The sequence below is a fragment of the Bacillus sp. YKCMOAS1 genome, from assembly GCF_030268125.1.
In the GTDB taxonomy this organism is placed as follows: Bacteria; Bacillota; Bacilli; order Bacillales; family Bacillaceae; genus Bacillus; species Bacillus safensis.
The window spans coordinates 896953-913483 of sequence record NZ_BSEI01000001.1 but is presented as its reverse complement, the minus strand read 5'-3'; the positions used below and the strand labels follow the sequence as shown (position 1 = coordinate 913483).

The window sequence follows — 16531 nt, the reverse complement described above, 5'->3', positions numbered from 1 at the left end:
CATCATATGATAAAGGAAAGGGGGCGGTACGATTGGTTACACTACAACGGATGTCACAAACCGATTACGATGTATTGATGGAGAAGGCCATTCAGCGGTACGCGGAAGAAAAGGTACTCGCAGGGACATGGGAAAAGGAAGAATCACTTGCGAACGCAGAAGAACAATTTGACAGGCTTCTTCCAGAAGGACTTCAGACAGAGCATCATGAGCTGTGGAATTTCTTAAACGGAGATGAAGCGATTGGCTGGGTTTGGCTTTGCTATGACCCGAATCACCCACAGCATGAAGGATTTATTTATAACTTTATTTTGTTTGAAGCTTATCGAGGAAAAGGCTTTGCAAAGCAGGCCATTGCTGCATTAGAAGAGCAGGCAAAGTCATTAGGTGTGCAAAAACTTTCGCTTCATGTCTTTGCTCACAATCAAATCGCCCGTTCGCTGTACGAAAAAACGGGATTTGCAGAAACCGGCATTTACATGAGCAAACCTTTATAAAAAAGAAGAAGTACCGTGCAGAAAGCGTACGGTACTTTTTTATGAGGACATCATGGCATCCTGAGCCGTGACTCTGTATAAATCGACTTTACACTTCACGAAAGCGCGAATGATCGCTGGAACTTGAGCTTCTGAACGAATTAACAATGAGGTCTCGTCATCACTGATCACAAGATCTGTTCCGACAGTTTGTAGGTACTGCGTGAGAACAGGTTTCACCTCATCATCAATCCATGCATGCTTGAAGGTTGCACGTATGTTTGAGGATGTGATGGTTTTCTCTTGAGGATGAGTATGTGGGGACACTAATTTTCCTTCAGAAATGAATGCAGTTTTGGTACAAATACTATTGGTGAACCTTGGGCGGTCAGCTGTTAAAAAGACGGTTTTTCCTTCATCCTTTAATGCTTCAATGACCCGCTGGATGTGCAAGATCGAATCTGCATCAATATCGGCAAAGGGCTCGTCGAGTAAAATAAATTCCGGCTGATGGGCAATGGCCTGCGCCATTCCAAGCCGCTTTTTCATACCAGGTGTGAAGGTACCGACCTTCTCCTGATGATCATGATGTAAGCCGACAAATTCTAGCAGTTCTTCATAATCACTCGTTTTCTGGCGTGTTCCGGTGATTTTTGATAAATAGGCAATATGCTCAAGAGCCGTAAGACCTTCATATAGATCCGTATATTCAGGCAGAACACCGATATGCTGCCTCACTTTTTTTAGCGAAGGCTTATTCATCACTGTAAACGTACCAGAGGTAGGGCGGGAGATTCCGGTAATAATATTGAAAAACGTCGTCTTACCAGATCCCTTTGGTCCAATGAGTCCGAAGATATCGCCTTGATTGACATCAAGATTAATATCATCTATTGCGACTTTTGTACGATATTTTTTTGTGAGCCCTTTTGTATGAAGCATCTACACATCCCTCCTTTGAAACAGCAGTGCAGTTCCAATGAGTAAGATAACGGTCAATGCCGTGTTCATTAGGACGTAGGTCAGCGGTTCACTCCAGCGCGCATAATAATAAGGCGTCATATATTGGAACCAATGAATCATTCGTTCTGAAGAAAGAACAGAAATCATACTGACGATTGGGAAAAGAAAGGAAAACAACATGCCGACAAACATTGATTTTTGCGGTGTTGGAAAGAGCATGGATAAAAATAAAGCACATGAGATACCGACACTGATAAAGGTTAAGATTTTTAACGCATCAGAGAACAGAAAACGGTGTGAAATCACCATATTCAGGACATATGTCGTCATAATACAGCTAAGCCAAAACAGCATCAGTCCAAGATATTTCCCGATGATGATGTTCAAACGGGTTGTTTTACTGACGAGAAAACGAATGGTTTTCAAATGAATCTCGCGGCTCAAAATATCATGAGACAACAAAAAAATAAGGAAGAAACCAAATAAAGAAATCACCAGTTCATTCCCAATAGAATAAGGATCCTTTGCCAGCTCCCATTGTTCCTGATGAGCAGCGATAAACGGAAGACTTGAAACAAAAGTAGATAAAATGAAAATAATAACAATTGTTAAAATAGATTTTGTGCTTTTGAAGAGCTGCTTAAACTCATTCATACAAATGGTCCACACATGCTGTACCTCCCTTCACCTTTATTATACCCCTAGAAAAGAAAGAGACCATATCTTGCTCTTTAACATTTGTTTAAATTTCATAAAAAGAAGACTCTTCCAGCACCAGTTGACTCATTTTTAAAAATGTTCAGAAAAATATCTTGATTTATGAAAAAACATCATGTATGATAGCTTTAATTCAAGATAATTATACAGGCAATGACGAGAGAAAGTACAATCATCAATTTTTCCACAGAGAGCTTCGGCAGCTGAAAAGAAGCAAAAATAATGATTCGAAAAATGGTCTCTGAGCCTCGTGCTGAACATATCTATGATATTAGTAGGTGACGACGAGAGTTGGTACTCGTTATCAAAACCACAGTATATGAGCCAGATTGGAGCTTTGTACTTGTAGAGGCTGTTTAGCGCGAGCAAACAGTAAATAAAGGTGGTACCACGAGACAAATACCTCGTCCTTATGATTCAAAGATAAGGATGGGGTATTTTTTATTGTCCACTTTTTTTCATACAATTGTTCAAATGTTCCACGTGAAACACCACATCCATTTTTTCAAATGAAAGGGAGATTGACATGAGTGAACATGCATTGGTTTTACAATCAGATTTCGGCATTGATGATGGAGCTGTCAGTGCAATGTACGGAGTGGCAAATACGGTCAGCAGCAGGATCCGCATTTTTGATTTAACACACAATATTCCGCAGTATGACATTTGGGAAGCTTCGTATCGTCTGCTTCAAACCGTCACATACTGGCCGGAAGAGACGGTATTCGTTTCCGTCGTTGACCCGGGTGTTGGGTCAGAGAGAAAAAGTCTTGTTGTCAAAACGACAAGCTCACACTATATCATTACCCCAGATAACGGGACACTCACGCACGTCGCGCAGGATATTGGCATTGTGGAAGCCCGTTATTTAGATGAAACCATTAACCGGCTGCCAAAGTCGGGAAAATCACATACTTTCCACGGGAGAGACATATACGCTTATACAGGGGCGAGAATTGCATCAGGTGTGATTTCTTTTGAAGAGGTTGGGCCAAAGGCGAATATTGATGATATTATCCATCTTCCAGTCGTACAGGCATATGCGGAAGAAGATGTGATCACAGGGACGATTGATATTTTAGATGTGAGATTCGGAAACCTATGGACAAACATTCATCACACGCTATTTGAACAGCTTTCAATTAATTATGGGGATGCAATAGAAGTTACCATTGCCAACGGGCCGAAAAATGTGTATAAAAATATCATGACCTATGGACGATCTTTTGCCGACTTAAAGGTAGGCGAACCACTCGTATATGTCAATTCACTCGACCATTTAGGCGTGGCGATCAATCAAGGGTCATTTGCAAAGGCTTATAACATCGGTACAGGCACAGGCTGGCGCCTTTCGATTCGCAAAGCTCCGCGCATTATATACGAATAAGAGGAGGATACATCATGGCAGGAAAACAACTTTCAACGAAAACTGTCGTTGCTATTGGAATTGGCGCAGCCGTCTTTGTGATTTTAGGACGATTTGTCTCCATTCCAACTGGAATTCCGAATACACAAATTGAAACCTCATACGCATTCCTTGCATTAATGGCCGTGCTATTTGGTCCTGTTGCAGGCGCACTGATTGGTTTTATTGGCCATCTCATTAAAGATGCGACCACATTTGGCCCTTGGTGGAGCTGGATTATTGTTTCGGGTGTGGTTGGTTTATTGATCGGCTTTATTTCTAACCGTTTAAAAGTAGAAGAGGGAGACTTTGGGTGGAAAAAGATCGCATTCTTTAATGTAGTGCAAATAAGTGTGCAGGCACTTGGCTGGTTTGTTATTGCACCAACGCTTGATGTAGCTATTTATGCAGAACCAGTAAACAAAGCATTCTTCCAAGGTTTTGTTGCTGGTCTATCGAACATCATCACAGTTGGTGTACTAGGAACCATCATCATTGCAGCCTATGCAAAAACGAGAAGCAAAAGCGGCAGTCTATCGAAAGAAACATCATGAAGCAAGGTGGAACACATAAATGAAGAAACCGATGATTCAATTCGAACATTTCGGATTCAAGTATCGCAGTCAGGCAGAACCAACATTAAAGGATATCAACCTGACCATCTATGAAGGAGAAAAAGTTCTCATCGCAGGCCCGTCTGGATCGGGAAAAAGCACACTAGCCCATTGTATCAATGGGCTAGTTCCTGCGTCTTATAAAGGTTCTATGGAAGGAAGTCTTCACATCGGCGGGAAAAATGCAGAGAAAGAGAACATTTTCTCCCTCTCACAGCTTGTCGGAACGGTGCTTCAGGACCCTGATGGACAATTCATAGGGTTGACCGTTGGAGAAGATATCGCATTCACGCTTGAAAATGATCAAGTCACACGAGAAGAAATGAAAACACGTGTCGAGGAAGCAGCTAGATTAACAGAGGTAGACGGCAAGCTGGCATCATCCGTGCATGAGCTGTCAGGCGGACAAAAACAACGTGTCGCCATTGCGGGCGTACTGGTCAACGATGTCGACATTTTACTGTTTGATGAACCACTTGCAAGCCTTGACCCCGCAACAGGTAAAGAAGTCATCGACCTCATTGATCGGCTGCAAAAACAAACGAAAAAAACCATTGTGATGGTTGAGCACCGATTAGAAGACGTCCTCTTCCGTCATGTGGACCGCATAATCGTTGTCAATGAAGGAACGATTGTAGCGGATATGACACCAGATGAATTGCTCGCCTCAAATGTTCTAGAAGCGGCGTATTTACGTGAGCCTTTATATGTAAAGGCGATGAAATATGCAGGCATTCCGGTCGCGCCAGGAGATCAAATCGCTGATTTACAGCGTCTCACCTTAGACGATGAGGCAAAAGAGAAAATCGAGCAGTGGATGGAAGCGTCTGAGCCGTCAGTAGAGCAGATTGCAGCACAGGATTTACTAGAAGTGCGCGAGCTGAGTTTTGATTATCCAACAAGACCAAACACGCTGAGCAACATCTCTTTTACCGTCAAAAAAGGAGAAATGATCAGCATCGCAGGAGCCAATGGCGCAGGCAAGACGACATTATCTAAGGTGCTCTGTGCGTTTGAAAAGCCAACGAAAGGCTCAATTCTGTTAAATGGTGATGACATCACAGGAGATACGATCAAACAGCGCTCCGAACGAATCGGCGTCGTCATGCAAAACCCCAATCAAATGATTTCAAAACAAATGATCTTTGATGAAGTCGCACTCGGTCTCGTTTTAAGAGGGGTAAAGGAAGACGAGATCAAGGAACGGGTGGAGCGAGTCCTGAAAGTGTGTGGGCTGTATCCATTTCGGAACTGGCCGGTCTCAGCGCTCAGCTTTGGACAGAAAAAACGCGTCACCATTGCGTCAATTCTTGTATTAGAGCCAGAAATCCTCATCCTAGATGAACCAACCGCAGGACAGGACTTTAAACATTACACAGAGATGATGACGTTTTTAGAGCAATTAAATCAGCAGGGTGTCACGATTTTCATGATCACCCATGATATGCACTTAATGCTAGAATACACAACAAGAACCATTGTCATTTCAGATGGAGAAAAAATCGCAGATGATACACCAGCCAAAGTGCTGACAGATCAGCTGCTTGTCCAAAAGGCGAGCTTAAAGGAAACATCGCTGTATGAACTGGCGCTGAAAGCTGATTGGCCGAATCCAAATGAACTCGTGGATCGCTTCATCGAGGTTGACAGAAAGGAACGAATGACATGGCTGTAGACATGCTGTCCTATATCGACCGCCCGTCGCCGATTCACCGGCTGACAGGTGCAACCAAACTCATTTGCTTTATCCTCTGGTCATCCGCAGCGATGCTCACGTATGATACAGGCGTTTTAGTGTTTATGTTAGCCGCCAGTATCGTATTCTTTCAGCTATCAAACGTACGATTTCGTGATATTTCCTTCGTGGTGATCGTCCTGGCGATTTTCCTAGTGATTAATAACATCGCCATTTACATCTTTGCGCCTCAGCAAGGTGTCGCCATCTACGGAGCAAAGCATGAGCTGTTTCATATTGCCGGCTGGTACAACGTCACACTTGAACAGCTTTTCTATCAGTTGAACATTACGCTAAAATACGTGACCGTGATGCCAGCAGCGCTTTTATTTATTGTGACAACAAATCCAAGTGAATTCGCCTCATCGCTCAGCAGAATTGGGGTCAGCTACCGGATTTCCTATGCGGTAGCGATTGCCTTGCGCTATATTCCAGATATTCAGCGGGATTTTCGCACGATCGCGATTTCTCAGCAAGCAAGAGGCATTGATTTATCGAAGAATGAAAAACTGGGGAAACGAATCAAAAATGCGCTGTCGATTGTGATACCGCTGATATTTTCTAGCCTAGAGCGGATTGAAACGATCAGCAATGCGATGGAGCTGCGCGGGTTTGGGAAGCATAAAAAGAGAACATGGTTTACGGCAAAAGACTTTCAAAAAGCAGATTATGTGGCGTTCATATTTGTTGGTGTGGTGCTGATCGTGTCGCTAGTGATTACATTTGTTAGAGGAACGAGATTTTATAATCCGTTTTTATAGAAAGAAGCCTTCACAGGAGTGGAGGCTTTTTTATTTGGTTTGTGGATAAAAGGTGTGGAAAATGGTAAAAGACTATTAACATGTGAATAAATCGGTTATATTGAACAATGAGCGAAACACTTGTGAATAACGAGACAACATATTGGAGGAATTAGAAACTTATGAACAAATCACTTTATGCTTGCGCAGAACATATAGAAACCGTACTAGACATGTACATAGATGACCATGAAACGCCACCAGAATTCAGAAAAATCGAACATACACACAGCTTATCCACAACCTGTGAATTGTGCGATGAACCTGCAATATATATAGTGGGGAACGAATGATCGGACACAAAATACACAAATTTTATCCACAATTGTTGATAACTTATATGAATAACTTGTTCTTAAGGTGGGGATGACCTGTGAATATATCAATTATCACAGTAGGAAAATTAAAAGAGAAATATTTAAAGCAAGGCATAGCCGAATACACAAAACGATTACAAGCCTATGCAAAAATCGAAATCATTGAGCTCGCGGACGAAAAAGCGCCAGAGAATCTCAGCGATCAAGACATGAAAATCATCAAAGACAAAGAAGGCGAACGCATCCTAAGCAAAATCAACCCAGACGCCCACGTCATCGCCCTCGCCATCGAAGGAAAAATGAAAAGTTCCGAAGAATTAGCCGATACAATAGATAAGCTGGCAACATACGGAAAAAGCAAAGTATGTTTCGTCATAGGCGGATCCCTTGGCTTAAGTGATGCTGTCATGCAGCGCGCGAATGAGAAGTTATCGTTTTCGAGGATGACGTTCCCGCATCAGTTGATGAGGTTGGTGTTGGTGGAGCAGATTTATCGGGCGTTTCGGATTGTGCGGGGGGAGCCTTACCACAAATAGGTAGCGGTTTTTTTAAAAATATAATCCCCTAAGTATGAGGGGTGAGTTGTTAGTGATCATATTATGTAGGGAGGAGTCACCTACACTCCTACTACTTTCAGGGATATGAGCAATAAAAGAAAATTGAATATCTTTTAACTTTTTATTGCTTACATCGATTTTTTTGATAGACGCTACAAGTAACTGTAAAGAATTGAAGAAGAACTTAAGTCAGGACTGGACTAGAGAGCACCGGAAGAATATCTATGCCAAGGTAAACATGGCAGTTAAAAAAGTTTTAATGAACGAGGGAATTAAAGGACAGCAACTAGTATTCATTACAAAAGCTATTATGGAAGAAGCGAAAGAGCAGTATAAAGATTGGCCATAGAATGCATAGGTTTATTATCGCATCGAGAGTCTACAGATTTTATGTAGACTCTTTTTTACAGGCATTACGGATATAGTAAGGGTTAGTTGTGAACTTACCCCCTTAGTTAACTGAAAATATATTGTAAGGAATGCAACCATAGAAGACTATACAAAGAGAATAAAGGAGAAAAGTGCAAAAATGGCTAAGAGAAAGAACTAAAAGAATAAATAATAAAATCTGAAAAACCTTATTATTTAATTTTCACTAAACCTTTTTTTTACATTGGGAAATTATTGTATGGTAGACTAATAGTAATATTATATAGAGGTGGATCCTATGAACAAAAACACTTATAGAGATAAACTTAGAATCTTATTGATTTTTTACTATTTTTCTAAAGAAATTGATGAATCTTCTGATTTATATCCTGAATATTTAAAAGTATTTAAAAGCGAAGTGAAAATTCAGAAAATTGATTTTTTGGTTAGATACCCAGATTACTTAGCAAATGAATTGTTAAATTTAGTAGTAGAAGAAAACATTAATAAAGACCAAATTAAACAACATGTAAAATTAATTTTTAGTTCAAATGAGCCAGAATTAAGGCGAGAGGATATGTTAAGGTACTTTTTTGGTGCCTATGAAGAAATAGATCATATTATTTCCTTTTTAGTCTCTTTTGGATTCATTAAATTTGAAAGTAAAAGAAATGTATCAGGTAGGGTATTTGATAAGATATATTATCTCAGTCAGTATGGTATAGACAAAATTGAGAAAGATATCTTACAAAATGTAGAGAATGTAGTTTGGTATCAACAAAGAATGTTGTTAATCAAAGAGTTTTTTGGAGATCTTTCAGGAACAGAATTAAAAACTAGACAATATGAATATGACCAATATAGAACAACACCGATTAATCAATATATTCAAGGGATTCATCATGATGTGAGAGAAAAATATAAAAAGATATATGGGGAGGAACTTTAATGTTTTACTTTGGGGATTTTGTAGATTACTTACATAATAAATATAGTGATAAATTCACATACGAAGAAATTAAAAACATAGTATCATTAGACGAGTATGAGAAAGATAGTCCCAACTCACTTGGTAAAAGCTTGGTGATAAATAAATTAAAAATCCATGGGAAAAAAAACAATGATGAGATTATTGATTATGAAAAAGAATTCGATAAAGGGGTAAATGTAATTTTTGCAGATAACAGTAAAGGTAAATCTTCAATATTTAAAATAATCAAATTTGCTATTACAGGGGATAAAAGTTCTATAAAAAATGATGTGTTGAGATGGCTACATATAATATTTCTAGAATTCAGCATTGGAAGTGTTACTTATACAACATATATCAACTTAACAGGCAAACGGACTATAAGTGGCCTTTATAGAACTAATTTAGATAATTTGATTACACATTTTGATCAACAGTTACCACTAGAATCTCATCTAATACATTTTGAAGCAAATACTGAGATAAATTTTAAAGAAAATATGGAAAAATTCTTTTTTGATGAGTTTTCTTATTATAGTTTGAAATGGACTAGTGGTAATAAACATACTATTGATTTAATAGAAAATAAAACCTCTTGGAAAACTTATTATAAGTCTATTTATTTAGAGTCAAAAGACTATAACGTTTTATTTATTAGTGAGGATTTTGGTGGACAGGGAAAAAAAATCTTCGAAATGTTGTTGGGGCTTCAATTAACTTCTGCTATTAATTCCTTGAAAATTTCCAGGGATCAATTTCAAAATAAACTCCAAAAACAAGAATTTGTTTTAAATGCAAAAAAAACTCCTATTAATGATACAGAATTAAAATCTAAATTAGCCAAAATAAACAATGAAATTGATGCTTTAAAACAGTATCAAATTAAGTCTTTTCAAAAAAGTTATAGCATAAAACAATATAAAGAATTGGTTGATCGAATTAAATATTTTGATGATGAAATAAACAGTCTTAATATTCATAAAGAAGAGATTGCAAAACAAAAAAATCAATTAACTAAGCAAATTAGTAGATTAGAAGAAGAAATAGAATTCGGAATGTTTTTTAGTAACTTAGAAGTCAAGATTTGCCCGCGGTGTGATCATGATATTGAACCTGAAAAGAAATCAATAGAAAAAAATGAACATAGGTGTATGCTTTGTGAGAGTGAGATGTCTGATATTGATGAAGATCAAAAGGAAATGATGGAGCATAAATTAAAGGAACTAAATGAACAACTTGGAAAATTAAACGAAGGATTTGAATTGCTAGTTAAAGAAAGTCTAGATAAAGAAAAAGAGAAAGATGTGAAAATGCGTGAACTAGAAAATATGGAAAATGAATTTAATAAAGTAGATTTTGCAGAAGAAGATATCGAATTATTAGCAAATCTCATTGAGGAAAAACTAGCATTAGAAATTAAGATAAAAGATTTAAACACACAAGATGATGACTTTACTCCAGATAATATTAATAACACTATAGATGTTCTTAATTCTGCTATAGGTTATTTGAATTCTATAAGACATAGAATGAGTGAAAGCATTCTAAAAAGTTTTAAGACACTTATTTTAGGCCAACTTAATACATTTGGATTAGCTAGTGTTACTGATGTAATTATAAATGAAAACTTAGATATTCAGTATTTACAAAACGGGGAGCTAACTAAATTTAATGAACTAAATGAAGGTGAACAATTAAGAGCAAAAATAGCTTTCTTCATAAGTTTAATACAGTTAGATATTAAATATTCTGTAGGGCGGCATCCTAGACTGCTTATAATTGATTCTCCAGGGAAAGAAGAAGTGATAAGCAAAGACTTAGAAGGATTATCCTCATTATTTAAACAGCTAGAAGAAAATTTTGGGAACCAATTACAAATAATTATTGGCACAGCGTTAGAACCTTTAAAAAATGCTAGTGTTTCGGAGAAAGTAGATTCAAGAGAACCTGGGGTAAGCGTATTTTAAATATATATATAGGGTGATATTTATGGGAATATCATATGAGGACTTTATAAGTTGGGAGATGCCCAACAAAATAACGTTTATTGAAGATTGGTTTTTTCAGGAAAGAAATTTAGAAAACATCTCTGAAAGAGAGTTAAAGAAGTTTTTTAGAAAAATACTAGAAAATGAGCAAGAGGGCTATATAAAAATAATATCTATTGAGACACTGATTTTTTTAACAACTATAAAAAAAATTAGAAGAGTATCTGCACTTGACATGTTGTTAGACATAGATAATGAAGAGGATTCATTTGTAATTATTACTATGTTAAGGTACATAACTATGTTCTTTGAAGAGCAAAATGACATTGTAGGAAAGTTAGAGAGCCTAAAGGGACACGAGGACCCAGAAGTATCCTCTGAAGCATATTTTAGATTAGGGCTATTAAAATTCTTAGAATGCAATACTTTTGATAATAAGGTGAAATTTGTAGATTCTCTAAATAAAAGTATACTATTTTTTAATTATGCAAGAAATCAAATTGAGAACAGGACAGATGCAGAATACTTTTATCATGTTGGTAAATTTATAGAGGCTTTTGTTATAACAAATGAGAAGCAGATAGAGGAATCATATAATTCGTTATTTAAATCGTCATATACAAGACAAGCATTTCATATGAACGATAATTTACTAGCTTTGGAATATAAAATAAATAAGGTCTTATATAATTTAAAGAATGTTTTTGATTCAACGAATAGTCATGATGTTTGGGTAGATTTTTATAATGAATTTAACAAATTATCTACCTATCATTATGAAATTATAGAATGTTCGCTTTCAGGAAACGAATTTCAAAAAAAGTTACTTTCTAAGCTAAAGCAACAAATAAATATAAATATCGTTCAAAATATGTATTTAAACAGTTTTCAGTATTACGAAAAAAGAATTATCAATATATTAACAAATTATAGTTCTGATGATAATATAAATGTTTTTTTGAATTACCTGTTAGAGCTAATAAGAAAAAAAGTTAAAAAAAAAGATGAAGAGGATATTGTTAAGACATGTGCAAAAATCGATAGCCTTATTCAAGGTTATACTAAAGAATCTAAAATTGTAGAAATAGTAGATAAATTTAAGACGACGCATGATATTGAAAGCCTGGATGATATTTTAAAAATAATAGCACAGTACACAGAGTTAAAACATGCAAATAATTATGGTTACATTACAGGGTTTGATGTAGGAGAAGAGATGTTTTACAGATTATATAAATCTATTAGAACAGAGCTGCCAAATTATAATAACGAAAAACTGCAGATTTTTATGCAGATAATAGAAGAGGTTATAAGATATCTTATATTAACTGTTAGATATAAAAGGGATGAAGTGTTTGGCTATTTATATACCGAGAAACATGGTGGAAAGGGTGATAGGGCTTCCGAAAGAGATCTTCAAGATAGTTTGCTCAAACATTTCCATTATTCACCTATTGCTTATGGTGCAACAGAAGAAGTAAATAATTTTGCAGATGGTGGTAGAATAGATATAGTATATAAAATAAATAATTATACATTTCCAATTGAACTAAAAAAGACTAAACAAAAAATATCTGGAGAAAGTATACGGGAGAAATACTTAGAACAAGTGCACTCATATATCTATTCATATCAACAACTCGGAATTTTTATTTTATTAGATTTAAATGAGAAAGATAAACCAGTAAATGATGTAAGAGAATTAGTTTATTTAGACCACTTAGAACCGTTGTATGATTTGAAAAATAAATATCCGGATAATATTGTAGTTGTGATTATACCAGGCAATAAACCACTACCAAGCGACAAATCTACTTACAGATGAGGAAAAAAACGGATAGATACACAGGGTTATTAGGAGTTGTCATTCAACAATCTCTTTAGTGTAAGGGTTAAATATTGAATAAAAAAGTACAAATAATATTAAAGAATAAACTCAATACTATAAGAACTATATCGACCACCGGCATTCAACTATTGAACACAATGATCACGGATCAGGTGCATTGTTTTGTTTCAAGTATTAAATAATCTTAATCTTGATTTATATAGCTACTTAAAACACAATAATTTACAAGACTATAGGTGCTGGTAACGCCTAGGCCTGGTTTTTCGGTTGATGAAGAGCGTCCGGCATATTTTAGGTAAATATTTAAAGAAAAGAAAAATCACCTTTGCCCGTTTAACAGCTCGGGGTGATTTTTTCAAAAATTTCTCTATCCTTCTTCTTTGTGTACTTTTAATAAGATGAAATATATCCAAAACTTTTCGCTGCCTTTAAATCGTTACGGTGAGCCTTATCATAAGTAAATGATTTCTTTCAAGTAAGTGTGCATCATAAAAATAGTTTTCATTAAATTAAAGAGCGAGGTTGATAAGATGTCAAAAGGTGAGTTAAATACTGGTTCAATGAAAATAGATAAACTGAGAAATAAAATAATAGAAGGACACTAATAAAGATTACTCAAAAGCAAAATTTTATCCGGGAAAAAAAATGCAAGGTAATAATCGTATATACATGAATAAACCATCTTGTACTATACGTGCAGAACATCATGGAAATATAGAGGCACATTATAGAACTCAGACACCATATGATGAAGAGGATATGAATGGTTGGAGACGTCTTTCTGTTAGAGAGTGTGCACGGCTTCAATCATTTCCAGATGATTTTAACTTTGTTGTGTCAGCCTCTAGTGCATATAAGATGATTGGCAATGCTGTACCTCCTGTTATGGGGTGGCATATTGCTAGGGCGGCTTACTATACATTGATAAAGAGTAAAAAAGATTATCAAATAGAACTTGAATTGGCCATTAAATAACTTCTTCGAGTAATTAAGAGTATAGGATATAAATAAAGAGGATGTTTGCGAGTCATAAGACCCGTAGTAACATTCTTTTTAATCTGAAAAAAAGGAAAGTAGACAAAAAATTAAGTTATTAGTAATTGGGATAGCGCACTTATAACATTAGAAATTCAAATGAAAGCAGGCACACCATGCATACAATCAAAAAAATAGGCCAAACCTTCTCCTACATCACACCAGTATCACTCACCGACCGCCCCATCCTAGGCATGGTCGCAGGCAATAACAAAACATTAATGATCGATGCTGGTAATTCAGAAGATCATGCCAAATACTTTATCAAAGAAACCTTAAAACACGAGAACGCCAAGCCCGATCTGGTTGTCCTCACGCATTGGCATTGGGATCATATTTTTGGGCTGCCAGCGCTGTCTGATTCGGTTTCAATTGCTTCTGCAAAAACCAGAAAGGAAATGGAGAAGCTTCTTCCGTTTTCGTGGTCAGATGAGGCGATTGATGAGCGGGTGAGGGAAGGAACGGAGATTGAGTTCTGCGCGAAGGCTATAAAAGAAGAATATCAGGATCATCGAGATATTCAGGTTGTTTTACCGGATGTGACGTTTGACCAGCGGATGGAAATTGATCTTGGCGGGGTTACTTGTGTCGTGCAACATGTTGGAGGCGATCATGCCGCGGATTCAGTCATCGTGTATGTGAAAGAAGAGAAAATCCTTTTTCTTGGTGATTGCATTTATCCGAAGATGTATGCCGAAAAAGTTCATTATACCGTGAAAGAAATATTGCGTCTTTTAGATGAGTTAGAAGCTTTTGATGCCGATACGTATATTCCTTCACACCAAAGACCGTGGACAAAAGAGGAGTTTCGTCAGGAAAGAGACAAGCTTCGGATGATGGCGAAATTCACTGATCTATGTGGTGGAGATAAGCAGAAAATCACGAAAGAATATCAACATTACGTGAACAGAGAACTGAAAGAAGATGAATTAGAAACCATTGCTTACTTTGTAAATGGGTATTAAATAAACACTAAAAAAAGTCTCATTTGAGTGATTTCCCTCAAACGAGACTTTTTTTGCATCACGTATTGTGACAGACTTATTTTTAGCATTAATAATAAAAAAAATCCCCAAGTAGGCTTGAGTTTTCCTTATTAGGAGGTAAAAAACAGATGGACAAAATAACTGACCCATACGACACTTTCAAAACCAAAATATCCAAATATCCAATCGAACAAAATCATTGGCAAGCCTTCAAAGATGGAACAACGATTAAACAATTAAAAGCGGGTACATGCATGATCAAGGCTGGCGATCCAGTGAAGCATGCTTATTTCTGCATAACGGGGCTCTTCCGTCTCTTCTATTTGTTACCGGATGGAAGGGAGTACAACGTGGCTTTTACGTTGGAAGATGATTTTGCTACTTCTTATGCAAGTATGATTAACGGGCAGCCTTCTCCTTATTCGATTGAAGCGATGGAGGATTCGATCGTGATTGAAATTCCGTATGATCTGCTTCAAATGTTGATGGATAAAAGTCATATGTGGGAGCGGTTTGTTCGGGTTAGTGTAGAAAGGCTGTATACGAGAAAGGAAGAGCGTGAGAGGGAACTGCTATATTTGCCGGCAATTGAGCGATATCAGGCGTTTTTATTAAAATATCCCGGGTTACATCAACGTATCGCTCAATATCATATTGCCTCATATATTGGTATTTCTCCGGTTTCGCTGAGCCGGCTGCTCCATCCTGCTGAACATTAACCTATGTTAATGCACATTTTCTAGATCTGACGTACAATCATCACATCATAGAAGAATCGGGGGTATGATGATGAAATATATGATGGTTGTTTTATTAGAGTTCTACCCATCTTGGCTTGCTTTACCACGAGAGGAGCGCAGAATCCATGCGGCTTCTCTGCAAGAGTTGATGCAGAAATATGAGGAACATGTGACGGTGCGCTTTTTTGATGCTGAAGCTCTTCCAGGTAAGGATTACACAGATTTTGTGATGTGTGAAACGGATGACCTGAAGTTCTATCATTTTATGTGGGAAGAGATTAGAGATTCTATTCCTTACACAAGTGGTTATGTCAAAATTAAAGAGGTCATTATGGGAATGGAAAATGCTTTTCAAACATATGAAAAAGAATCTCTGAAAATGGATCAGTAATCGAAAACTACCTGCTATCAGGTGGTTTTTTGTACATTCTATTTTTTGGTATAATCAGAGGTAATGTAAGAACGGATAAATTTTTGAACTGAATCGGAGGTACATATGAAAAAGCTTTACATGAAGCAGAAAGTATTTAGCCTGAGTGGCAGGTTTACGGTAAAGGATCAGCAGGAGAATGATGTGTATGTAGTCGAAGGCAGCTTTATGAAGATGCCGAAGACGTTTACCATTTTGAATACAGAACGAGATGAAATCGCTGTGATTACGAAGAAAATGTTTACCTTTTTACCGAAGTTTTTAGTAGAGGTTGATGGTCAAGAGGTATTGACGATTAAAAAAGAGTTTACGTTTTTTAAAGCAAAATATTCAATTGATGCTGCTGGGATCGAAGTGCAAGGTAACTGGTGGGATATGAATTTCCAAGTGCTGCAAAGCGGCGAAGTGATCGGCCAGGTGAAGAAGGAATGGTTTACTTGGGGTGACAGCTATAAGGTTGATATTTTGAAAGAAGAGATGGAGCCTGTGATGATTGCGCTCGTTGTTGCGATTGATTGTGTGAAGGCTGATGAAGCAGCGTCTAGGTCTTCGTCGTCGGCAACGACGAATTAATAAGTGA

18 protein-coding genes and 1 other annotated feature are annotated in these 16531 nt (G+C 37.0%); of the genes, 16 read left to right on the top strand and 2 right to left on the bottom strand.

Annotation, left to right across the window (positions count from 1 at the left end; translation table 11 throughout):
* Positions 1-32 precede the first annotated feature (32 nt).
* The gene (locus QSJ46_RS04640; RefSeq protein ID WP_034283585.1) at positions 33-497 is read left to right on the top strand and encodes a GNAT family N-acetyltransferase; all 465 of its coding nucleotides are present in this window, start codon (positions 33-35) and stop codon (positions 495-497) included.
* A 39-nt stretch (positions 498-536) separates the two neighbouring features.
* On the opposite strand, the gene QSJ46_RS04635 is transcribed toward QSJ46_RS04640, so the two are convergent.
* The gene (locus tag QSJ46_RS04635; RefSeq protein WP_212039500.1) at positions 537-1418 is read right to left on the bottom strand and encodes an ABC transporter ATP-binding protein; all 882 of its coding nucleotides are present in this window, start codon (positions 1416-1418) and stop codon (positions 537-539) included.
* Positions 1419-2108: an ABC transporter permease subunit gene (locus QSJ46_RS04630; RefSeq protein WP_039182821.1), complete on the bottom strand. Its 690-nt coding sequence runs from the start codon at positions 2106-2108 to the stop codon at positions 1419-1421.
* A gap of 192 nt (positions 2109-2300) precedes the next feature.
* Positions 2301-2571: a binding site (T-box leader), on the top strand.
* A gap of 111 nt (positions 2572-2682) precedes the next feature.
* Here QSJ46_RS04630 and QSJ46_RS04625 point away from each other — a divergent pair.
* The 15 genes from QSJ46_RS04625 (at position 2683) to QSJ46_RS04555 (ending at position 16524) form a co-directional block, all read left to right on the top strand.
* The gene (locus QSJ46_RS04625; RefSeq protein WP_041089455.1) at positions 2683-3543 is read left to right on the top strand and encodes an SAM hydrolase/SAM-dependent halogenase family protein; all 861 of its coding nucleotides are present in this window, start codon (positions 2683-2685) and stop codon (positions 3541-3543) included.
* Positions 3544-3557: 14 nt separating this feature from the next.
* The gene (locus tag QSJ46_RS04620) at positions 3558-4115 is read left to right on the top strand and encodes an ECF-type riboflavin transporter substrate-binding protein (protein ID WP_285604356.1); all 558 of its coding nucleotides are present in this window, start codon (positions 3558-3560) and stop codon (positions 4113-4115) included.
* A gap of 19 nt (positions 4116-4134) precedes the next feature.
* Positions 4135-5850 carry an ABC transporter ATP-binding protein gene (locus tag QSJ46_RS04615; protein ID WP_047203085.1) on the top strand — a complete coding sequence of 572 codons (1716 nt, stop codon included), beginning with the start codon at positions 4135-4137 and terminating at the stop codon, positions 5848-5850.
* Complete coding sequence (locus QSJ46_RS04610; protein ID WP_285604355.1) at positions 5841-6671, top strand: energy-coupling factor transporter transmembrane component T family protein; 831 nt, start codon at positions 5841-5843, stop codon at positions 6669-6671. The genes QSJ46_RS04615 and QSJ46_RS04610 overlap by 10 nt, the downstream gene beginning before the upstream one ends.
* 161 nt (positions 6672-6832) lie before the next feature.
* Entirely contained in the window at positions 6833-7003 is a 171-nt protein-coding gene (locus tag QSJ46_RS04605; RefSeq protein WP_008360116.1) for a CxxH/CxxC protein, read from the top strand.
* Between the two features lie 80 nt (positions 7004-7083).
* On the top strand, positions 7084-7563 hold the full coding sequence (rlmH, locus tag QSJ46_RS04600; protein WP_003214880.1) for a 23S rRNA (pseudouridine(1915)-N(3))-methyltransferase RlmH: 480 nt from the start codon (positions 7084-7086) through the stop codon (positions 7561-7563).
* A gap of 145 nt (positions 7564-7708) precedes the next feature.
* Positions 7709-7933 carry a type I restriction enzyme endonuclease domain-containing protein gene (locus QSJ46_RS04595; RefSeq protein ID WP_352230637.1) on the top strand — a complete coding sequence of 75 codons (225 nt, stop codon included), beginning with the start codon at positions 7709-7711 and terminating at the stop codon, positions 7931-7933.
* Between the two features lie 318 nt (positions 7934-8251).
* Positions 8252-8902, top strand: a complete 651-nt coding sequence (locus QSJ46_RS04590; protein ID WP_285604353.1) for a hypothetical protein — start codon at positions 8252-8254, stop codon at positions 8900-8902.
* On the top strand, positions 8902-10890 hold the full coding sequence (locus QSJ46_RS04585) for an AAA family ATPase (protein WP_285604352.1): 1989 nt from the start codon (positions 8902-8904) through the stop codon (positions 10888-10890). The genes QSJ46_RS04590 and QSJ46_RS04585 overlap by 1 nt, the downstream gene beginning before the upstream one ends.
* Positions 10891-10912: 22 nt before the next feature.
* On the top strand, positions 10913-12736 hold the full coding sequence (locus QSJ46_RS04580) for a hypothetical protein (protein ID WP_047203081.1): 1824 nt from the start codon (positions 10913-10915) through the stop codon (positions 12734-12736).
* Between the two features lie 669 nt (positions 12737-13405).
* Positions 13406-13735, top strand: a complete 330-nt coding sequence (locus QSJ46_RS04575) for a DNA cytosine methyltransferase (protein WP_052773113.1) — start codon at positions 13406-13408, stop codon at positions 13733-13735.
* A gap of 176 nt (positions 13736-13911) precedes the next feature.
* Positions 13912-14760 (top strand): MBL fold metallo-hydrolase, encoded by an 849-nt coding sequence (locus QSJ46_RS04570; protein ID WP_285604351.1) that lies wholly within the window; start codon positions 13912-13914, stop codon positions 14758-14760.
* Positions 14761-14909: 149 nt separating this feature from the next.
* Positions 14910-15500: a Crp/Fnr family transcriptional regulator gene (locus QSJ46_RS04565; protein ID WP_285604350.1), complete on the top strand. Its 591-nt coding sequence runs from the start codon at positions 14910-14912 to the stop codon at positions 15498-15500.
* A 70-nt stretch (positions 15501-15570) separates the two neighbouring features.
* Complete coding sequence (locus QSJ46_RS04560) at positions 15571-15912, top strand: darcynin family protein (protein ID WP_047203091.1); 342 nt, start codon at positions 15571-15573, stop codon at positions 15910-15912.
* Positions 15913-16017: 105 nt separating this feature from the next.
* Complete coding sequence (locus QSJ46_RS04555) at positions 16018-16524, top strand: LURP-one-related/scramblase family protein (RefSeq protein WP_285604349.1); 507 nt, start codon at positions 16018-16020, stop codon at positions 16522-16524.
* Positions 16525-16531 lie beyond the last annotated feature (7 nt).